The 15,916-nt window shown below is 75.9% G+C and carries 12 protein-coding genes; 5 read left to right on the top strand and 7 right to left on the bottom strand.

Translation table 11 applies throughout. The annotated features are described in order from the left end of the window. Nucleotide 1: 1 nt before the first annotated feature. On the bottom strand, nt 2-3,343 hold the full coding sequence (locus FHR78_RS12805) for an ATP-dependent DNA helicase (RefSeq protein WP_347878201.1): 3,342 nt from the start codon (nt 3,341-3,343) through the stop codon (nt 2-4). Continuing rightward, complete coding sequence (locus FHR78_RS12800; protein WP_166760934.1) at nt 3,340-6,510, bottom strand: ATP-dependent DNA helicase; 3,171 nt, start codon at nt 6,508-6,510, stop codon at nt 3,340-3,342. Before FHR78_RS12800 ends, FHR78_RS12805 begins: the two co-directional genes overlap by 4 nt. Nucleotides 6,511-6,631: 121 nt before the next feature. Between FHR78_RS12800 and FHR78_RS12795 the strand changes: the two genes are divergently transcribed. Together FHR78_RS12795 and FHR78_RS12790 are read left to right on the top strand one after the other, a co-directional pair. After that, nucleotides 6,632-6,856, top strand: a complete 225-nt coding sequence (locus FHR78_RS12795; protein ID WP_166760933.1) for a DUF3107 family protein — start codon at nt 6,632-6,634, stop codon at nt 6,854-6,856. 1 nt (nt 6,857) lies between these two features. After that, nucleotides 6,858-7,148: a hypothetical protein gene (locus FHR78_RS12790; protein WP_166760932.1), complete on the top strand. Its 291-nt coding sequence runs from the start codon at nt 6,858-6,860 to the stop codon at nt 7,146-7,148. A gap of 40 nt (nt 7,149-7,188) precedes the next feature. On the opposite strand, the gene FHR78_RS12785 is transcribed toward FHR78_RS12790, so the two are convergent. Then, nucleotides 7,189-7,827: a ferritin-like fold-containing protein gene (locus FHR78_RS12785; RefSeq protein WP_347878200.1), complete on the bottom strand. Its 639-nt coding sequence runs from the start codon at nt 7,825-7,827 to the stop codon at nt 7,189-7,191. Nucleotides 7,828-7,995: 168 nt separating this feature from the next. On the opposite strand from FHR78_RS12785, the gene FHR78_RS12780 reads away from it, so the two are divergent. Beyond that, nucleotides 7,996-9,441, top strand: coding sequence for a DEAD/DEAH box helicase (locus FHR78_RS12780; RefSeq protein WP_166760931.1), 1,446 nt, complete (start codon nt 7,996-7,998; stop codon nt 9,439-9,441). A gap of 125 nt (nt 9,442-9,566) precedes the next feature. Here FHR78_RS12780 and FHR78_RS12775 read toward each other — a convergent pair whose 3' ends face one another. After that, a complete protein-coding gene (locus tag FHR78_RS12775; protein ID WP_166760930.1) occupies nt 9,567-10,421 on the bottom strand; it encodes a PHP domain-containing protein in 855 nt (284 codons plus the stop codon). A gap of 153 nt (nt 10,422-10,574) precedes the next feature. On the opposite strand from FHR78_RS12775, the gene FHR78_RS12770 reads away from it, so the two are divergent. Further along, entirely contained in the window at nt 10,575-11,618 is a 1,044-nt protein-coding gene (locus FHR78_RS12770; RefSeq protein ID WP_166760929.1) for an endonuclease/exonuclease/phosphatase family protein, read from the top strand. Between the two features lie 166 nt (nt 11,619-11,784). Beyond that, a complete protein-coding gene (locus FHR78_RS12765) occupies nt 11,785-13,302 on the top strand; it encodes an aminopeptidase P family protein (RefSeq protein WP_166760928.1) in 1,518 nt (505 codons plus the stop codon). Nucleotides 13,303-13,392: 90 nt separating this feature from the next. Here FHR78_RS12765 and FHR78_RS12760 read toward each other — a convergent pair whose 3' ends face one another. From FHR78_RS12760 to FHR78_RS12750, 3 genes are all read right to left on the bottom strand, one after another. Next, nucleotides 13,393-14,238, bottom strand: coding sequence for a copper resistance CopC family protein (locus FHR78_RS12760; RefSeq protein WP_347878199.1), 846 nt, complete (start codon nt 14,236-14,238; stop codon nt 13,393-13,395). Continuing rightward, nucleotides 14,235-15,032: a YcnI family copper-binding membrane protein gene (locus FHR78_RS12755; protein ID WP_166760927.1), complete on the bottom strand. Its 798-nt coding sequence runs from the start codon at nt 15,030-15,032 to the stop codon at nt 14,235-14,237. Before FHR78_RS12755 ends, FHR78_RS12760 begins: the two co-directional genes overlap by 4 nt. A gap of 119 nt (nt 15,033-15,151) precedes the next feature. Then, a complete protein-coding gene (locus FHR78_RS12750) occupies nt 15,152-15,769 on the bottom strand; it encodes a hypothetical protein (protein ID WP_166760926.1) in 618 nt (205 codons plus the stop codon). Between the last annotated feature and the right edge of the window lie 147 nt (nt 15,770-15,916).

The following is a 15,916-nucleotide window of genomic DNA, read 5'->3' as shown; positions in this document are numbered from 1 at the left end:
CCTAGGCCCCGGTCTCGACCCTGCGCCAGAGCTCGGCGAGCTCGGCCCGGTCGGCCACGTGCCGCGGCTCGACCACGACGTCGTCCGTCACGAAGTAGAAGGCGGCATCGATCTCGTCGGCCGGCACGCCCCGGAACGCCGAGTAGGCCTCGCGGTACAGGGCGAGCTGGAGCTGACGCAGCTCGAGGTCGGCCTCGTCGGCCGGGGCACGTCCCGTCTTCCAGTCGACCACCTGGAGGCGGCCCTCCCGCTCGAAGACCGCGTCGATCTTGCAGATGACCGTCCTGTGCCCGAGCGGCAGGTGCACCTCGAGCTCGACGTCGACGGGCTCGAGCCGCGCCCAGGGCGACCGCTCGAACGTGGCCTGCAGCTCGCCGAGCCTGCGGGCGTCGTCCGGGTCGACGAGACCGGTGCCGCCGCCCCGGGCGTCCTCGTCGTCGTCGAGGTCGAGTTCGGGCCCCCACGCGTCGAGGAGCTCCGCGCGACCCGTGGGCCGGTAGCGCTGCTCGACCCACTCGTGGAACAGCGTGCCCAGGCGCGTCGCCCGGTAGGGCCGCTCGGGCAGCGGACGCCGCAGGGCCGCGGCCACGGCAGAGGGGTCGTGGACGTAGTCCTTGAAGCGCGACGCGGGGATGCGCTGCGGCAGCTCGATGCTGCCCGCACGCTCGCGGACGGCCTCGCGCTCGAGCAGCAGCAGGTCGATGTCGTCGGCCCAGGGGCCGTCGTCGCCCGCCCGGCGCGTGGCCGCCACGGTGCTCCGCGCCTCGGCACCCTCGGTGGCCGCGGCGCGCTCGGCGCCGTCAGCGCCGTCGGTGCCCGCGGCGTCGTCGGTGCCGTCTGTGTCGACCGCCTCTCGGGCCCGCAGGGTGCGCTCGACCCGTACGGCTGCCCGCTCGACGCGCGCCCGTCTCGGTCCGAGGGGGTCGACCGGCCAGACGAGCTCCCGCGACGACTGCGCCAGCGGGTCGGACTCGTCGTCGGGCTCGGCGGGCACGGCGTCGGCGGCGACCAGCCCCGTCTCGACGAGCTCGGCGAGGTACCGGCTGGGCTGGCGCGGCTTCACGGTCGACGACCAGAACGACCCGCTCAGCAGCAGGGCGTCCTTCGCCCGCGTGAAGGCGACGTAGGCGAGTCGGCGCTCCTCGGAGAGGTGCCGCCGCCGGAGGTCGTCCTTGAAGGTCGCGAGCCGCTGGTCGAACTCCTTCTGGTCGTCGACGGAGCGCCACGCCAGGTCGGGCAGCTCGGCCGCGTCGCCGCGGAACTCGTAGGGCAGCTCGCCGAAGCCGAGCCAGCCGACGCCCTCGCGCGACGTGCCGGGCAGCTCGCCCTCGACGAGGCGCGGCACCGCGACGAGGTCCCACTCGAGGCCCTTCGACCCGTGGACGGTCAGCAGCTGGACCGTGCCGGGCTCGCCGTCGTCGGACCTCGGCCCCATGTCGTCGCGGCGCTCGGCCGCGGCCAGCCACGAGAGGAACCCGCCCAGCGCCGCGTTCTCGTCGGCCGCGACGTAGCCCGTGAGCTCGTCCTCGAAGGCCTGGAGCCAGGCCCCGCCGTGCCCCTGCCCCGTCGCCGCGGCGACCTCGACGTCGAGCAGCATCTCCTGCTGCACGAGGGTCACGAGGTCGACGATGTCGAGGCCGGTGCGCCCCCGGAGGAAGGCGAGCTGTGACCCCAGCCGCCTCATCCGCGCCAGGCCCTCGTCGCTGAGCCCACGCAGCTGCCCGTGGCCGTCGGGCGCGGTGGTGACGAAGTCGAGCGCGTCGACGATCGAGCCGTGCTCGCCGACCGCCACGGACGCCCGGAAGCCGGCGGCCACGTCGTCGTCCAGCACCTGCTGGGCGTGGTCGTGCGAGAAGAGCCAGGAGGCGACGGAGCGCAGGGCGGCCACGTCGTGCAGGCCGATGCGCCAGCGCGCACCCGTCATCAGGCGGATCAGCTCGGACCCGGCGGACGGGTCGTGGAGCACGCGGAGGCACGACACGAGGTCGACGACCTCGGGCCGCTGCAGCAGCCCCCCGACGCCGAGCACCCGGTGGGGCACGCCCCGCGCCGTGAGCGCCTCGACGAAGGCGGGCATGGTCTTCTTCGACCGGAACAGCAGGGCCGCCGTGCGCGGCGCGGGCACCCCGTCGACGACCGGAGGGTCGCGGAGCTCCCGCTCGAACCAGGCCGCGACCTGGTCCGCCTCGGCGGGGAGCGTCTGCTCGAACGCGGTCTCGACCCGCCCCGCCGGCGCCGCCGGGCGGGCCCGCAGCTCGCCGACGGGCACCTCGGACGCCGCGGCGAGCTCGGCCACGACGACGTTGGCGGCGGCCAGCACGGCGCGGGAGTTGCGCCAGCTCGTCGACAGGCTGTAGACCGCGTCGGGCCGGGCGCCGAAGTCGAGCGGGAACCGGCCGAGGTTCGCCGCCGAGGCGCCCCGGAACCCGTAGATGGACTGGTGGGGGTCGCCGACCGCCATGACGCCGGTCGACGCGAAGAGACGCGAGAGCAGGCGCGTCTGCACGACGCTGGTGTCCTGGTACTCGTCGAGCAGCACGACGCGGAACCGCTCGCGCATCGCGTCGACGACGTCGGGGGCGGTCTCGCACACGTCGAGGGCGAGCGCGACCTGGTCGGAGTACTCGACGAGGCCCCGTCGCGCCTTCTCGTCGGCGAACTGCTCGGCGAGCGCGACGAGCGGGGGCAGGGCCGACACGGCCGCGACCGCGTCGGTGACCGACTTGTACGCCGACCCCTTCGCCGAGGGCAGCCCGGCGAGGTCGAGGAACCGGTCGCTCAGCCGCAGCACGTCGTCGCCGTCGGCCACGTTCTCGCTCAGGGCGTGGCTGAGCCTGAGCACCGCCTCGGTCAGCGAGTCGACGCTGCGGCCGAGGCCCGCGAGCCGCTCGTCGCGACTCGCGACGACGAGGGAGCGGGCGAGCTGCCACGCCGACGCCTCGCCGAGCACCTGGGACTCGGGCTCGCGGCCCACCCGGAGCGCGTCGTCGCGGAACACCCCGTTCGCGAAGGCGTTGTACGTCGACACCGTGGGCACGTCGAAGGGGTCGGGGTCGTCGCCGAGCAGCCCCGCGTCGCCGAGCTGCCGGATGCGCCGCTCGATGCGCTCGCCGAGCTCGCCGGCCGCCTTGCGGGTGAAGGTGAGGCCGAGCACCTGCGACACCTCGACGTGGCCGTTGGCGAGCAGCCACACCACGCGGTTGGCCATGGTCTCGGTCTTGCCGCTGCCGGCGCCGGCCACGACCAGGGCGGGCTCGAGCGGCGCTTCGATGACGGCCTGCTGCTCGGGGGTGGGCTCGGGCAGGCCGAGGCGCAGGGCGACGTCGACGGCGGACAGGCTCACGAGCTCACCTCGCCGACGACGTGGATGCGGCACGACCCGCCGGAGCGGCCCTCGCAGTGCTCGTCGAGACGGCCCACGAAGACGCGGCCGGCCATGCCCTCGGCGGCGGTCTCGACGCGCTCGCGGAACGCCTGGAGGGTCTCGGCGTCGAAGGCCGCCTGGGCCGGTTCGCGGTAGAGCGCGCCGCGCACCCCCGACGACACGACGACGAGCTTCGCGCCGCCGGCCGGGGTGCCCGGCGGGACGGCCTCGACGACGCCGTCGGCGAGGGCCAGCTGGTAGCTGCCCAGCTGCGGGTGCGCCGCGATGGCCGCCGACGACGTGGGCGCGGCGCGGCCGGTCTTGAGGTCGACGATGACGGCGGCGCCGTCGCGGGTGCGCTCGACCCGGTCGATCGAGCCCCGCAGCCGGGCGGGCCCGGTGTCGAGGGTGAACGTCGACTCGGCGCCGAGGAGCTCGCCGCCCGAGGCGGCGAAGTCGCGCAGGTAGGAGGCGAGGCTCTCGGTCATCTGCCGGGCCCGGCGCTTCTCGGCCTCGGCGATCCAGGGGGACTCGAAGTCGAGCTCGTCCCACCGGCGCTCCACCGCCTCCCAGAGGGCCTCGACGTCGGTGTCGACCGCGTGCTCGAGGACGTCGTGCAGCACCGTGCCGATGCCCATCGACGCGTTCGGCGCCGACCCGCCGAAGCGGTCGACGAACCAGTGCAGCGGGCACTCCTCGAACGAGCCCAGCTGGGACGGCGAGACGGCGACGTGCGCCTCGGGCTCGGCCAGGTCGACGAGCGGCGCCGTCGTGCTCGGCTCGGCCAGCCCGTACCACTCGCCGGGGTGGGCCCCGGCGACGCCCGCCGCCGCGAGGCGCGCGAGGCCGGTCGTGGCGGACTCGACGCGGGCCTGGTGGGTCGACTCGACGACGACGTGCCGCAGGTGGCCGACCAGCCCGCGCAGGGACAGGGGGTGGCCCGGCGTCGGGGACGGGGCGTCGTCCGGCAGCAGGCGGAAGAACACGGACGGGCCCTCGTCGTCGTCGGAGGTGCACGACAGGACGACCTGCCGCCGCGCCCGCGAGACGGTGAGCGCGAACATCCGCAGCTCGTCGCTCAGCACGGCGGCGCGGGCGTCGACCGGGGCAGGCGCCCCGGCCTCGTCGGCGCCGTCCCGGGCCGCCTCGACCAGGTCGTCGGGGCCGAGCAGCGCGCCCCGCACGCGCAGGTTCGGCCAGACGCCGTCCTGCAGGCGGGCCGCGACCACCACGTCGACCTCGACGCCGAGCGCCGCGGACGGGGTGCAGACGAGCACCGACTCGGACGACGCCTGCGGCGAGAGCGTGTCTTCGGGGACCTCGGCCCCGAGCAGCGCGTCGAGGAACGCGACCGCGGGCGCCTCGGGGGTGCGCTCGACGAACCGCTTCGCCGCCGTGAACAGGGCGACGACCCCGTCGAGGTGCCGGTCGGCCTCGGCCGCGACGATGCCCCTGCCCGCGGCCCGGGCGCTCCACTCGCGGGCCAGCCCGCTCCGGTCCCAGAGGCCCCAGAGCACCTCTTCGATGCTCGCGCCGCCCGCGGCCGCGCGCCGGGCGGCGTCGAGGCTCGCCGCGAACCGGCCGGCCCGTGCCGCCGGCCGCGAGTCGATGGTGGCGAAGCGCCCCGGCCCGGCGAGTGCCTCGACGAGGAGGGCGTCGGCGGACCGGATGCCGCCCGACGCGAGCTCGTCGGCCCGGAGCGCGAGCCGGAGGCGACGCAGCGACAGCGCGTCGAAGCCCGCCAACGGGCCGAGCAGCAGCTCGCCCGCGACGTCGGCCGTCAGCTCGTCGCGGCCCACGGCGACCGAGGCGGCGAGCAGGAGGTGACGGGCGCCGTGCTCGTCGCGCACCGCCCGACCGGCGATGGAGGTGCGCGTCGGCACGTCCGCGAGCTGGAGCCCGCGGGCGACGCCCGGCACCTGGCCGCCGCTGCGCACGACCACGAGCATGCGCGACCAGGCGACGCCCGAGACGAGGTGGTGCTCGCGGAGCACGCGTGCCACGGTCGACAGCTCGTGGGCGGGGCTGTCGGCCTGCACCGCGAGCACCGGGGGCACGTCGACGGTGCGGCCTTGCGCGCCCGCCGGGCCCTGGGCGCTCGCGGCGGGCCGCCCGGCCTCGGCCGCGTGCTGCCGACCGGCCCCCGCCGTGCCGATGCGGGCGGTGACGCGCTGGACGAGCCCGCGCAGCGCCGGCTCGTGCCGGTGCGCGGTCGAGAGCCAGAGCGTGCGGGCGTCGGGCACGCCGAGGCGCTGGCCCAGTCGGCCCAGCACGTCGGGGCTGCCGCCGCGGAACGCGCTCGTGGCGAGGTCGGGGTCGCCCAGGGCGACGACGGCGACGCCGCGCCGCGCGAGGGCGCGGAGCAGGGACACGGTCGACTGCGTCGCCTCTTGCGCGTCGTCGACGAGGACGACGCGCAGCCCCTCGACCACCGGCGCGGTCTCGCCGCGGTCGAGCGCGGCGACGGCCCAGTCGACGAGCTCGGCCGAGTCGAGCCGGTGCCCCGGCATCGCGTCGACGACGTCGTGGTACTCGTCGACGAAGTCGGCGACCGCCGCCCACTCGGGACGCTCGCGGGAGGCGGCGAGTCGGCGCAGGTCGGCGGGCGAGAGCCCCTGCTCGGTGGCCCGCATCATCACCTCGCGCAGCTCGGTGCGGAAGCCGCGCAGCACCCGGACGCGGGGCCCGAGCGCCTCGGGCCAGGCCGGGCCGTCGCCGTCGGCCTCGTGGCCCTCGAGGAGGGCCCGGACGACGGAGTCGTGGTCGCCTCCGGTCAGCAGGGCGGGCGGCTCGGTGCCGGCCAGCCGGGCGGCGTGCCCGACGACGTCGAAGGCCAGGGACGAGACGGTGCGGGCCAGCGGGCCGGGGGTGGGCACGTCGAGGCGGGCGGCCAGGACGTCGCGGAGGCGCGTGGCCGTCGTGCGGGTCGGCGTGAGCGCCGTGACCGAGCCCGGTGCCCAGCCCCGCCCCTGCAGCCGGTCGGCGACGAACTCGACCAGGGCGGTCGTCTTGCCGGTGCCCGGGGCGCCGATCACCGCGGCGGAGACGCCGTCGGACAGCTCGAGCACCGCCCGCTGGGAGGCGTCGAGCTCGACGGGCGGCCGCACCGCGTCGTCCGCGACGGGGCGGAAGGAGGTCGTCACCATGCGGTCGACGCTAGCGGCTGCCGCCGACACCGACGCCCGACGCCGGGACGGGCGCGCCCGGTGCTTGCGCCCACAGTGAACGCGTCAGGCCGGGCTCCGCCGCGTCGGATATCGTGACGACGTGGACATTCGCATCGGCATCACCAACAGCCCCCGTGAGATCAGCTTCGAGACGTCGCAGACCGCGACCGAGGTCGAGGCGGTCGTCGCCGACGCCCTCGACGGCGGCAAGTCGTACGTGACCCTCGCCGACTCGAAGGGCAAGACCTACCTCGTGCCCACCGCCTCCCTCGCCTACGTCGAGGTCGGCTCCGAGGAGAACCGCCGCGTCGGCTTCGTCAGCTGACATGGAGCTCCTCTTCGTCGTGCTCGGCGGCGCGCTCCTGGGCTTCGTCGCCCACTTCGCGCTGCCGGCCGCCGACACCCGCGGCGTCCTGCTGGCCCCCGCCTCCGCGGCCGTCGTCGCCGCGGTCGTCTGGGAGGTCCTCCTCCTGGCCGGCCTGCGGCCCGACGGCGGCTGGATCTGGATCGTCTCGCTCGTCTTGGCCGCCGTGGTCTCCGTCGTGGCGTGCCGCGTCGCCGCCACGACGAGACGGCGCCGCGACCGCGAGCAGCTCGCCCGCCTGATGAAGGCCTGATCCGGTCCGCTCACCGCCCGACCGTCGGCCGGGTCAGGACTCAGGCCGTCAGGCCGAGCGCGTCCATCCGACGCGTGTGCGCCGCGACGAGCTCGGTGAAGACCGGCTCGAGCCGCTCGTCGTCCGCCGACTCGTGCGAGGCCGAGATGGCCGCCCGCGCGACGAGCAGCGTGTCGCCCACGAGCCGGCGGCCCCACAGCGCCAGGCGCGACGCCAGCTGCGGGTCGTCGTCGATGGCCGTGCTCAGCTCGGCGGCGATCGCCTTCTCGTCGTCGCCCGCCTCGAGCACCCGCACGATGCGGTCGCGGTGGTCGGCGGACAGCCCCGCGGCCAGGCGGACGAACACGTCGTTCAGCAGGCCCGCGGCGACGTAGGAGGCGAGGATCGCCTCGTGCCAGTCGGCCCCCTCGGTGCGCCGACGGAACTCGTCGACGGCGGCCCGGTGCGGCTCCATCGAGGCCGTCGGGTCGCCGCCCGTGCGCTCGATCTCGGCGAGCAGGCCGCGGTGCCGGTCGAGGGTGCTGCCCGCCACGCGGGCGGTGACGCGCTGGGCGCGCACGTGCGGCGCGGAGACGGCGGCGCGGCCGAGGCCCTCGAAGAGGGAGAGCTCGAGGTAGGCGGCCTGGCCGAGGTAGACGTCGAGGTCGGGCGTGAAGTCGCCGAGCTCGACGCGGTTCACGGACGTCGCCTTGGAGGCGGGTCGCGGCCACTGGATGGACGGGACGCCGCGCTGAGACCTCCGGCCCTTCCATGACACCACGCCGCAAGCTTACGGGGTCCGGGGGCCACGGCGGCACGACGGGCTAAACTGTCCGCGAACCGCCTACACATGAGACAGGGCTGCTACGTGACTTTCACCGATCTTCAGATCGACCAGGACATGGTCGACGCACTGGCTGCGAAGGGGATCGTCGAACCGTTCCCCATCCAGACCCAGACCATCCCGCTCGCCCTCGCCGGCCAGGACATCATCGGCCAGGCCAAGACGGGCACCGGCAAGACCTTCGGCTTCGGCCTCCCGATCATCCAGCGCATCGGCCTCTCCCCCGAGCCCGGCGTCAAGGTCCTCGTCGTCGTCCCGACGCGCGAGCTCTGCGTCCAGGTCGCCGACGACCTCGAGATCGCGACGGGCAACCGCGACACCAAGGTCGTGAGCATCTACGGCGGCAAGGCCTACGAGGGCCAGGTCGAGCAGCTCAAGGCCGGCGCGCAGATCGTGGTGGGCACCCCCGGGCGCCTCCTCGACCTGGCAGGCCAGCGCCTCCTCGACCTCAAGCAGGTGCAAGAGGTGGTGCTCGACGAGGCCGACAAGATGCTCGACCTCGGGTTCCTCAGCGACATCGAGAAGATCTTCCAGCAGGTGCCGGCCGCCCGCCACACGATGCTCTTCTCGGCCACGATGCCCGGGCCGATCGTCGCCCTGGCCCGCCGCTTCATGACGCGGCCCATCCACATCCGCGCCACCGACCCCGACGAGGGCCTCACGCAGGCGAACATCAAGCACGTCGTCTACCGCGCCCACTCGCTCGACAAGGACGAGGTCGTCGCCCGCATCCTCCAGGCCGAGGGCCGGGGCAAGACCGTCGTCTTCACCCGCACCAAGCGCGCCGCCGCCAAGCTGGTCGAAGAGCTGAACGACCGCGGCTTCAACGCCGCCGCCGTGCACGGCGACCTCAACCAGGAACAGCGCGAGCGCGCCATGGCCGCCTTCAAGGCAGGCAAGAAGGACATCCTCATCGCGACCGACGTGGCGGCGCGCGGCATCGACGTCAACGACGTCACGCACGTGATCAACCACACCGTGCCCGACGACCACGACACCTACCTGCACCGCGCCGGCCGGACGGGCCGTGCGGGCAAGACCGGCATCGCGGTCACGTTCGTCGACTGGGACGACCTGCACAAGTGGGCGCTCATCAACCGCGCGCTCGACATGGGCCAGCCCGAGCCCGTCGAGACGTACTCGTCGAGCCCCCACCTGTTCACCGACCTCGACATCCCCGCCGGCACGAAGGGCCGCCTCAAGTCGGCCCCGAAGGCCGCGGTCGAGGGCGGCGCCGCAGCGGCCCGTGAGCGCACCCCCGGGTCGCGCGGCCGCTCCCGCGGGGCCGAGGCCGACTCCGGTCGCCGCTCGGGCGAACAGTCGTCCCGTCGCGGTCAGCAGCCGCGCCGTGACCAGCCCGCCGCCGAGGCGCCGGCCGCAGCCGCCGCTCCCGCCGCGGACGGCGAGGCGCCCCGTCGCCGCAGTCGCACGCGTCGTCGTCGCCCCGCCGGCGAGGCGCCTGCCTCGTAGCGGCCCGCCCGAGACGCCCGAGGCCCCGCACCGTCCACCGGTGCGGGGCCTCGTCACGTGCCGGACGGCGAGGCTCTGCCGGTCGCCGGGACGAGCCCGCGGCCGGGCTCAGCCCAGGGCGGGGCTCAGCCCGCGACGGGCGACCAGCCGGTGGCCGCCTCGACGATGCGCGCCAGCTGCTCGGGCTCGGTGCTGTTCTCGCCGAGCCGGTTGGGCTTGCCGGTGCCGTGGTAGTCGCTCGACCCGGTCGTGATGAGGTCGTGCCGGGCCGCGAGCTCGCGCAGCCGGGCCGAGCCCGCCTCCGTGTTCTCGCGGTGGTCGACCTCGACGCCGAGCAGGCCCGCCTCGACGAGCTGCTCGAACGAGCGGGCCGAGATGTTCGTGTCGCGCCCGCGCGTGGCCGGGTGGGCGATGACGGGCACGCCGCCCGCCGCGCGGATCAGGCGGATGGCGTCGACCGGGCTGGGAGCCTCGTGCGGCTCGTAGTAGCCCGAGCGCCAGTGCAGGATGCCCGCGAAGGCGGCGCTGCGGTCGGGCGCGAGGCCCTTGGCCACGAGGGCGTCGGCGATGTGCGGCCGCCCCAGGGTCGCGCCCGCCGTCGACTGGGCGAGGACGTCGTCCCACGTCACGTCGTAGTCGGCCGCGATGCGCTCGACGATGCGCTCGGCCCGGTGCAGGCGGCTGTCGCGCAGCCGGGCTGTCTCGGCGACGAGCTCCGCGTCCGTGGGGTCGAAGAGGTAGGCCAGCATGTGCACGCTGTTCATCCCGAGGCGCGTGCTCATCTCCATGCCCGGGACGAGCGTCGTGCCCGTGCCCGCGACCGCCCTCGTCGCCTCGGCCCAGCCGGCCGTCGAGTCGTGGTCGGTGAGGGCGACGACCGACAGGCCGGCCTCGACCGCGGCGGCGACGAGCTCTGCCGGGGGCTCCGTGCCGTCCGAGACGCTGCTGTGGGTGTGCAGGTCGATCGGGCGGTGGCGCATGCCCCCATCGTAGGCCGCGGCCCTCCGGGCGGTCCGGGCGGTCCGCGACGCGGGCGGGCGGTCCGGGCGGCGGGCGGGCGGTCCGTGCGGCGTCGGCGACGACCGCCCGCGACGCGACCGGGCGTCCTCCGTGCTCGGGACCGACGGTCGCCTATGCTCGGTCCCGCCATGATCCGTCGCCTCGTCGCCCTCGTCCTCGTCCTCGCGGTCGCCGCCGCCCTGTTCGTCGCGCTCTGGCCGCAGCAGCTCGACCTGCAGCGCACGTGGCCCCTGGCCCAGCTCGTCTCCTTCCGCGGCGCCGCCGCGGCCGTCGCGGTGGTGCTGGCCGTCGTGCTCTTCGTCGTCGGCCTCGTGGCGCGTCCCGTCCGCTCGCTCGCCGCCTCCCTCGGCGTCCTGCTGCTCGTCTTCGGGGCCGTCTCGGCCGGCGTCGCCGCGGCCCGGGGCGTCGGCCGCGACGACTTCGTCGAGGCCCTGCCGACCGACGTCACCGTCGTCGTCTGGAACACCCAGGGAGGCGCCCCCGGCGTCGACGCCATCGCCGACCTGGCCGTCGACGAGGGCGCCGAGGTCGTCAGCCTGCCCGAGACGAGCGCCGAGGTCGCGACGGCCGTGGCCGAGGCCATGGCGGCCGCGGGCCTGACCATGACCGTCAAGACGGTCGACTACCCCGAGGTGGCCGGCGCCGAGCCCACCTCGCTGCTCATCTCGGCCGCCCTCGGCGAGTACGCCGTCGCGGTCGCGGACGACGGCTCGGCCGTCGAGACGACGCCCAGCATGCCCTCGGTCGTCGCCACCCCGGTCTCCGGCGAGGGCCCGACCATCGTCGCCGCCCACCCCGTCTCGCCGTCCGCCGGCACGATGGGCGACTGGGAGGCGGGCCTGACGTTCCTCGCCGGCGCCTGCCCCGACGGCGACGTCATCATGGCGGGCGACTTCAACGCGACCCTCGACCACATGGCCGGGCTCGGCAGCTCCGGGGGCGCGCTCGGCCAGTGCCGCGACGCCGGCGTGACGACCGCCAACGCCGGCCTCGGCACCTGGCCGACCGACCTGCCCCCGCTGCTCGGCACCCCCATCGACCACGTGCTCGCCACCCGGTCGTGGATGCCCACCGGCTACAAGGTCGTCACCGACCGCGACGAGAGCGGCAGCGACCACCGCCCGGTCGTCGCCCAGCTGACGCTGACCGGCGCCTGACGCCGCGCCTCCGCGGTCGGACGCCCCGCGCCCCCGCGGTCGGACGCCCCGCGCCCCCGCGGTCGGACGCCCCGCGCCCCCGCGGTCGGACGCCCCGCGCCTCCGCGGTCGGACGCCCCGCACCTCTGCGCTTGGACGCCCCGCGACTTCGCGGGACAATGGCCCCATGGCTGAACAGAAGGCACCCCGTGCCACCACGAACCGATCGACGACCCCCCGCTCGGACTCGTTCAAGGACTACATCTCGTCCCAGTGGGCCGACCGCGACGAGGTGATGCCGGCGGCGCGCGAGGAGGCCTCCTTCGCGGCCGCCCGCCGCGAGCGCCTCTCCGCCCTGCACCGCGGCCGCCGCCTCGTCGTGCCGGCGGGGCGCGCCAAGGTCCGCTCCAACGACTGCGACTACCCGTTCCGGGCGCACTCCGCCTTCGCGCACCTCACCGGCTGGGGCTCGGACACGGTCCCCGGATCGGTCCTCGTGCTCGAGCCGGTGGGCGACGGCCACGAGGCCACGCTGTACTTCCGGGCCAGCGCCGGGCGCGACTCCGACGAGTTCTACGCCGACCCCGAGATCGGCGAGTTCTGGACGGGCCCGCGTCCGTCCCTCGCCCAGGTGGGCGCCGACCTCGGCCTGGCCACGCGCGGGCTCGCCGAGCTCGACGGGGTCGTGACCTCGTCCGACGCGTCGACGCTGGTGCTCCACGAGGCCGACCCCGAGCTGGCCGCGCGGGTCGAGGCCGTCGTCGCGGCCGCCGCCGACGCGGAGGGCCTGCAGGAGGCGGTCGAGACCGGGCAGGACGACCCGGCCACCGCCTCCTCGTCCGTCGCCGTGGACGTGCTGGCGCGCGACGCCAGCGAGCTGCGCCTGGTCAAGGACGCGTGGGAGGTCGCGCAGATGCGCCGTGCCGTGACCGTCACCGGCCGCGGCTTCTCGGACGTGATCGCCGACTTCGACGACATCGTCGCCCACCCCCGGGGCGAGCGCCTCGTCGAGGGCACCTTCAACCGCCGGGCCCGCGCCGACGGCAACACCGTCGGCTACGACACGATCGCGGCCGCGGGCGACCACGCCTGCGTGCTGCACTGGACGCGCAACGACGGCCCCGTGGCCGACGGCGACCTGATCCTGATCGACGCCGGCATCGAGCTCGACAGCCTCTACACGGCCGACATCACGCGCACGCTGCCCGTGTCGGGCCGCTTCACCGACGTGCAGCGGCTCGTCTACGAGGCCGTGCTCGAGGCGGCCGACGCGGCCTTCGCGATCGTGCGCCCCGGCATCGCGTTCCGCGAGATCCACGCGGCCGCGATGCAGGTCATCGCCGAGCGCACCGCCGAGTGGGGCTTCCTGCCCGTCAGCGCCGCCGAGAGCCTCGAGCCCGACCACCAGTACCACCGCCGCTACATGGTGCACGGCACCAGCCACCACCTCGGCATGGACGTGCACGACTGCGCCGCGGCCCGACGCGACCTCTACCTCGACGGCGTGCTCGAGCCGGGCATGGTGTTCACCATCGAGCCGGGGCTGTACTTCCAGCCCGACGACCTCACGGTGCCCGAGGAGTTCCGCGGGATCGGCGTGCGCATCGAGGACGACATCGTCGTCACGGCCGACGGCGCCGAGAACCTCTCGGTGGGCATCCCGCGCACGGTCGCCGAGGTCGAGGCCTGGATCGCCCGCCCCTAGTCGACGACCGCACGACGCCGAGAGCCCCGGCCCCCGCGAGGGGACCGGGGCTCTCGTGCACCCGCGACGGGCGCCGGACGGCAGGAGGCGTCAGTCGCGACCGTCGCGCGGGCCCGCGTGGCCGGACGCCTCGTCCCTCGACCCGGCGACGGTGTCGTCGTCGCCCGACCCGGCGGGGCCGGCCAGGTCGTCGCCGCGTCGACGGCTCGTCACGAGCACCACGACGACGGCCACGAGCGCCAGCACGACGATGCCCGCGCCGATGCCGACGACGAGGCCCAGGTTCGCCTCGTCGGCGTCGCCCTGCCCGGTGAGGTCGTCGGCGGTGGGGGCCGCCGACGGCTCGGCCGAGGCCGACTCGTCGGCGCCGGTCGCCGAGCCGGCGTCGGGCTCGGGCGTGGCGCTCGTGGAGCCGCTCGCCTCGGCGCCCGTCCCCGTGTCGGCCGCGTCGCAGACGGGCCGCGCGTCGGCGCCCTCCGCGACGGCGGCGCCCTCCGGCGGCGCCCACGTGAAGGGCAGCGACGCGGACACGGTGTGCCCGTCCGCCGAGACGGCCTGGTAGGTCATCGTGTAGTCGCCGGCCGCGCCGAGCGCGACGCCGGTCGAGAGGGTCGCTCCGCTCGTGGTCGAGCAGCCGTCCTCGAAGTGCAGTCCGGCGGCGTCGGTCACCTCGAGCACGTTCGACGACCCCGTGCCCGACAGGTCGAGGATCACGTCGTTGAACGTGATCGACGCCTCGGCGAGCTCGGTGCTCTGCGTGCTGCCCTCGGCGGGCGTGCTGCTGACGACGTAGTCGTGCGCCGACGCGGGCGAGACGGGGGCCAGGGCGAGCAGCCCCGCGCCGCCGAGGCCGAGCGCCCCCGCGGCGAGGGCGGTGCCGACCAGTCGGGGTCGCCCCCGGCCGGCCCGGCGCGGGGACGAGGAGGCGCCGGTCACCGACGCTCCCCCGTCGAGCCCGTGCCGGGTCGGGTCGCCGCCGCGGCGCGGGGCCGCCGGGTCAGCGCGACGACGCTCACGACGAGCGCGACGGCGCCCAGCGCGAGGCCGCCGATGCCGAGGCCCAGGGCGACCGAGCTCGAGGCGGAGCCGGAGCCGTCGGACGAGGTGTCGCCCGCGGCGACCGCGGCCGTGTCGTCGGCCTCGGCCGCGTGCCCGCCGTGGCCGTCGGCCGGCGGGGCGTCCTCGACGTAGAGCACGGGGGCCGGGAACTCCGGCTCCTCGCCCGAGGCGGGCGTCTCCTCGGCCCAGTCCACGACCGTGCCGTCGCTGTAGGCCTGGTGGGTGGGCAGGGTGATCGACCCGGTCTCGGGCACCGCGCCGGCGGAGATGACGAACTGCTGGAACTCGCCGGGTGCGATCTGGGTGCCGGGGTCGGCCGTCCAGGTGACCTCGGTGGGCGCCTCCGTGACGGTCGCGCCGTCGATCTCGACGGGCTCGGGCAGCGTGCTCGTCGTCACGACCGTGGTCCAGCCCGGCAGGGGCTGGTAGGTGACCGACGTGAAGGGCGTGTCGGTCGGCAGGTCGACGGTGAGGCCGACGGTGCCGGCGGTCGCCGACTCCGTCGGAACCTTGAAGGTGAGGGTCGCGTACGACCCGGCGTCGACCTGCGCAGGGTTGACCCGGACGTGCGCGGAGGCCGCGAGGGGCGCGGCGAGCGAGAGGAGGGCGGCGGCGCCGAGGGCCGCTGCGGCACGGGCGGCGAACGCCGGGCGCGAGGTGCTGGTGGTCATGGTGCTGGTCCTGTCTGGCCGCCCTGGTGGCGGCCGGTGTCGTCTGGTCGTGGCGGCGCCGCCGTCGTGGCGACGGCAGGCCGGGGGTCGCCGTCGGGGTGCCGACGACGACGCGGGGATCAGACGGACAGGGGCGGGCCGCGCAGCGGACGCGCGGAGATCGCGCGCAACGGCGGCGCCCGGCGCCCGGGGACGTCGAGGACGGGCAGGAGGCGCGGGCCGGCCGGCGTGACGGCGACGGCACCCGAGAGCGCCCGTCCCATCCGGGCCAGCCCCCGCCCCGCGACGACGACGAGCCGCTCGAGGCAGCGGGCGCCCTGGCGGATGCCGACGACCGTGACGAGGGCGGCGAGGGCGTGGGCGGCCCACATGGCCCCGCCGGCCATCACCATGACGTGCTCGTCGGCCGCGGCGAGCGCGGCGCCCGACCCGGCCGTGACGACGAGCGGCGAGTGGTGCCCGCCGGCCGCGGCGGCGCCCGAGGCGGCGCCCCCGCCGAGCGAGAACAGCAGGTGGAACGCGAGCTGGCTGGCCGCCACCGACACGGCGAGGCGGACCGTCGAGACCCGGCGGCCCGTGAGGGCGATGCACAGGGGCGCCGAGAAGGCGAGCGCCAGCACGACGCCGAGCAGCCCGGGCGCGGCGCCGCCGCCGGCGACGTGCGAGAACGCGGCGACGACGACGGAGAAGCCGGCGGTCAGCCAGCCGCGGACGAACCGCGTCCATCTCGGGGCCATGGGCGCTCTCTCGGGTCGGGGACGGTGCGGCCAGTTTACCGACGGCGCGGGGCTCGCCGGGCAGGTGCGTCGACGTCGAGACGGGAGCCGAGGGAGGCGCGGGCGGGTCACGGGACCGCAACGATCCTGCACGGCGCGGCCGGCGCC

Origin of the sequence: Frigoribacterium faeni, assembly GCF_011761235.1 — a bacterium.
GTDB classification, from domain to species: Bacteria; Actinomycetota; Actinomycetes; order Actinomycetales; family Microbacteriaceae; genus Frigoribacterium; species Frigoribacterium faeni_A.
The sequence above is the reverse complement of the archived record's forward strand: the minus strand, read 5'-3'. Positions and strand labels throughout refer to the sequence as shown.

Bases quoted from the DNA above. Each gene is read 5' to 3' on its own strand.
- FHR78_RS12800 (WP_166760934.1), bottom strand. From the start codon at position 6,510: ATGGTGACGACCTCCTTCCGCCCCGTCGCGGACGACGCGGTGCGGCCG.
- FHR78_RS12770 (WP_166760929.1), top strand. From the start codon at position 10,575: ATGCTCGGTCCCGCCATGATCCGTCGCCTCGTCGCCCTCGTCCTCGTC.
- FHR78_RS12765 (WP_166760928.1), top strand. From the start codon at position 11,785: ATGGCTGAACAGAAGGCACCCCGTGCCACCACGAACCGATCGACGACC.
- FHR78_RS12775 (WP_166760930.1), bottom strand. From the start codon at position 10,421: ATGCGCCACCGCCCGATCGACCTGCACACCCACAGCAGCGTCTCGGAC.
- FHR78_RS12750 (WP_166760926.1), bottom strand. From the start codon at position 15,769: ATGGCCCCGAGATGGACGCGGTTCGTCCGCGGCTGGCTGACCGCCGGC.
- FHR78_RS12790 (WP_166760932.1), top strand. From the start codon at position 6,858: ATGGAGCTCCTCTTCGTCGTGCTCGGCGGCGCGCTCCTGGGCTTCGTC.
- FHR78_RS12755 (WP_166760927.1), bottom strand. From the start codon at position 15,032: ATGACCACCAGCACCTCGCGCCCGGCGTTCGCCGCCCGTGCCGCAGCG.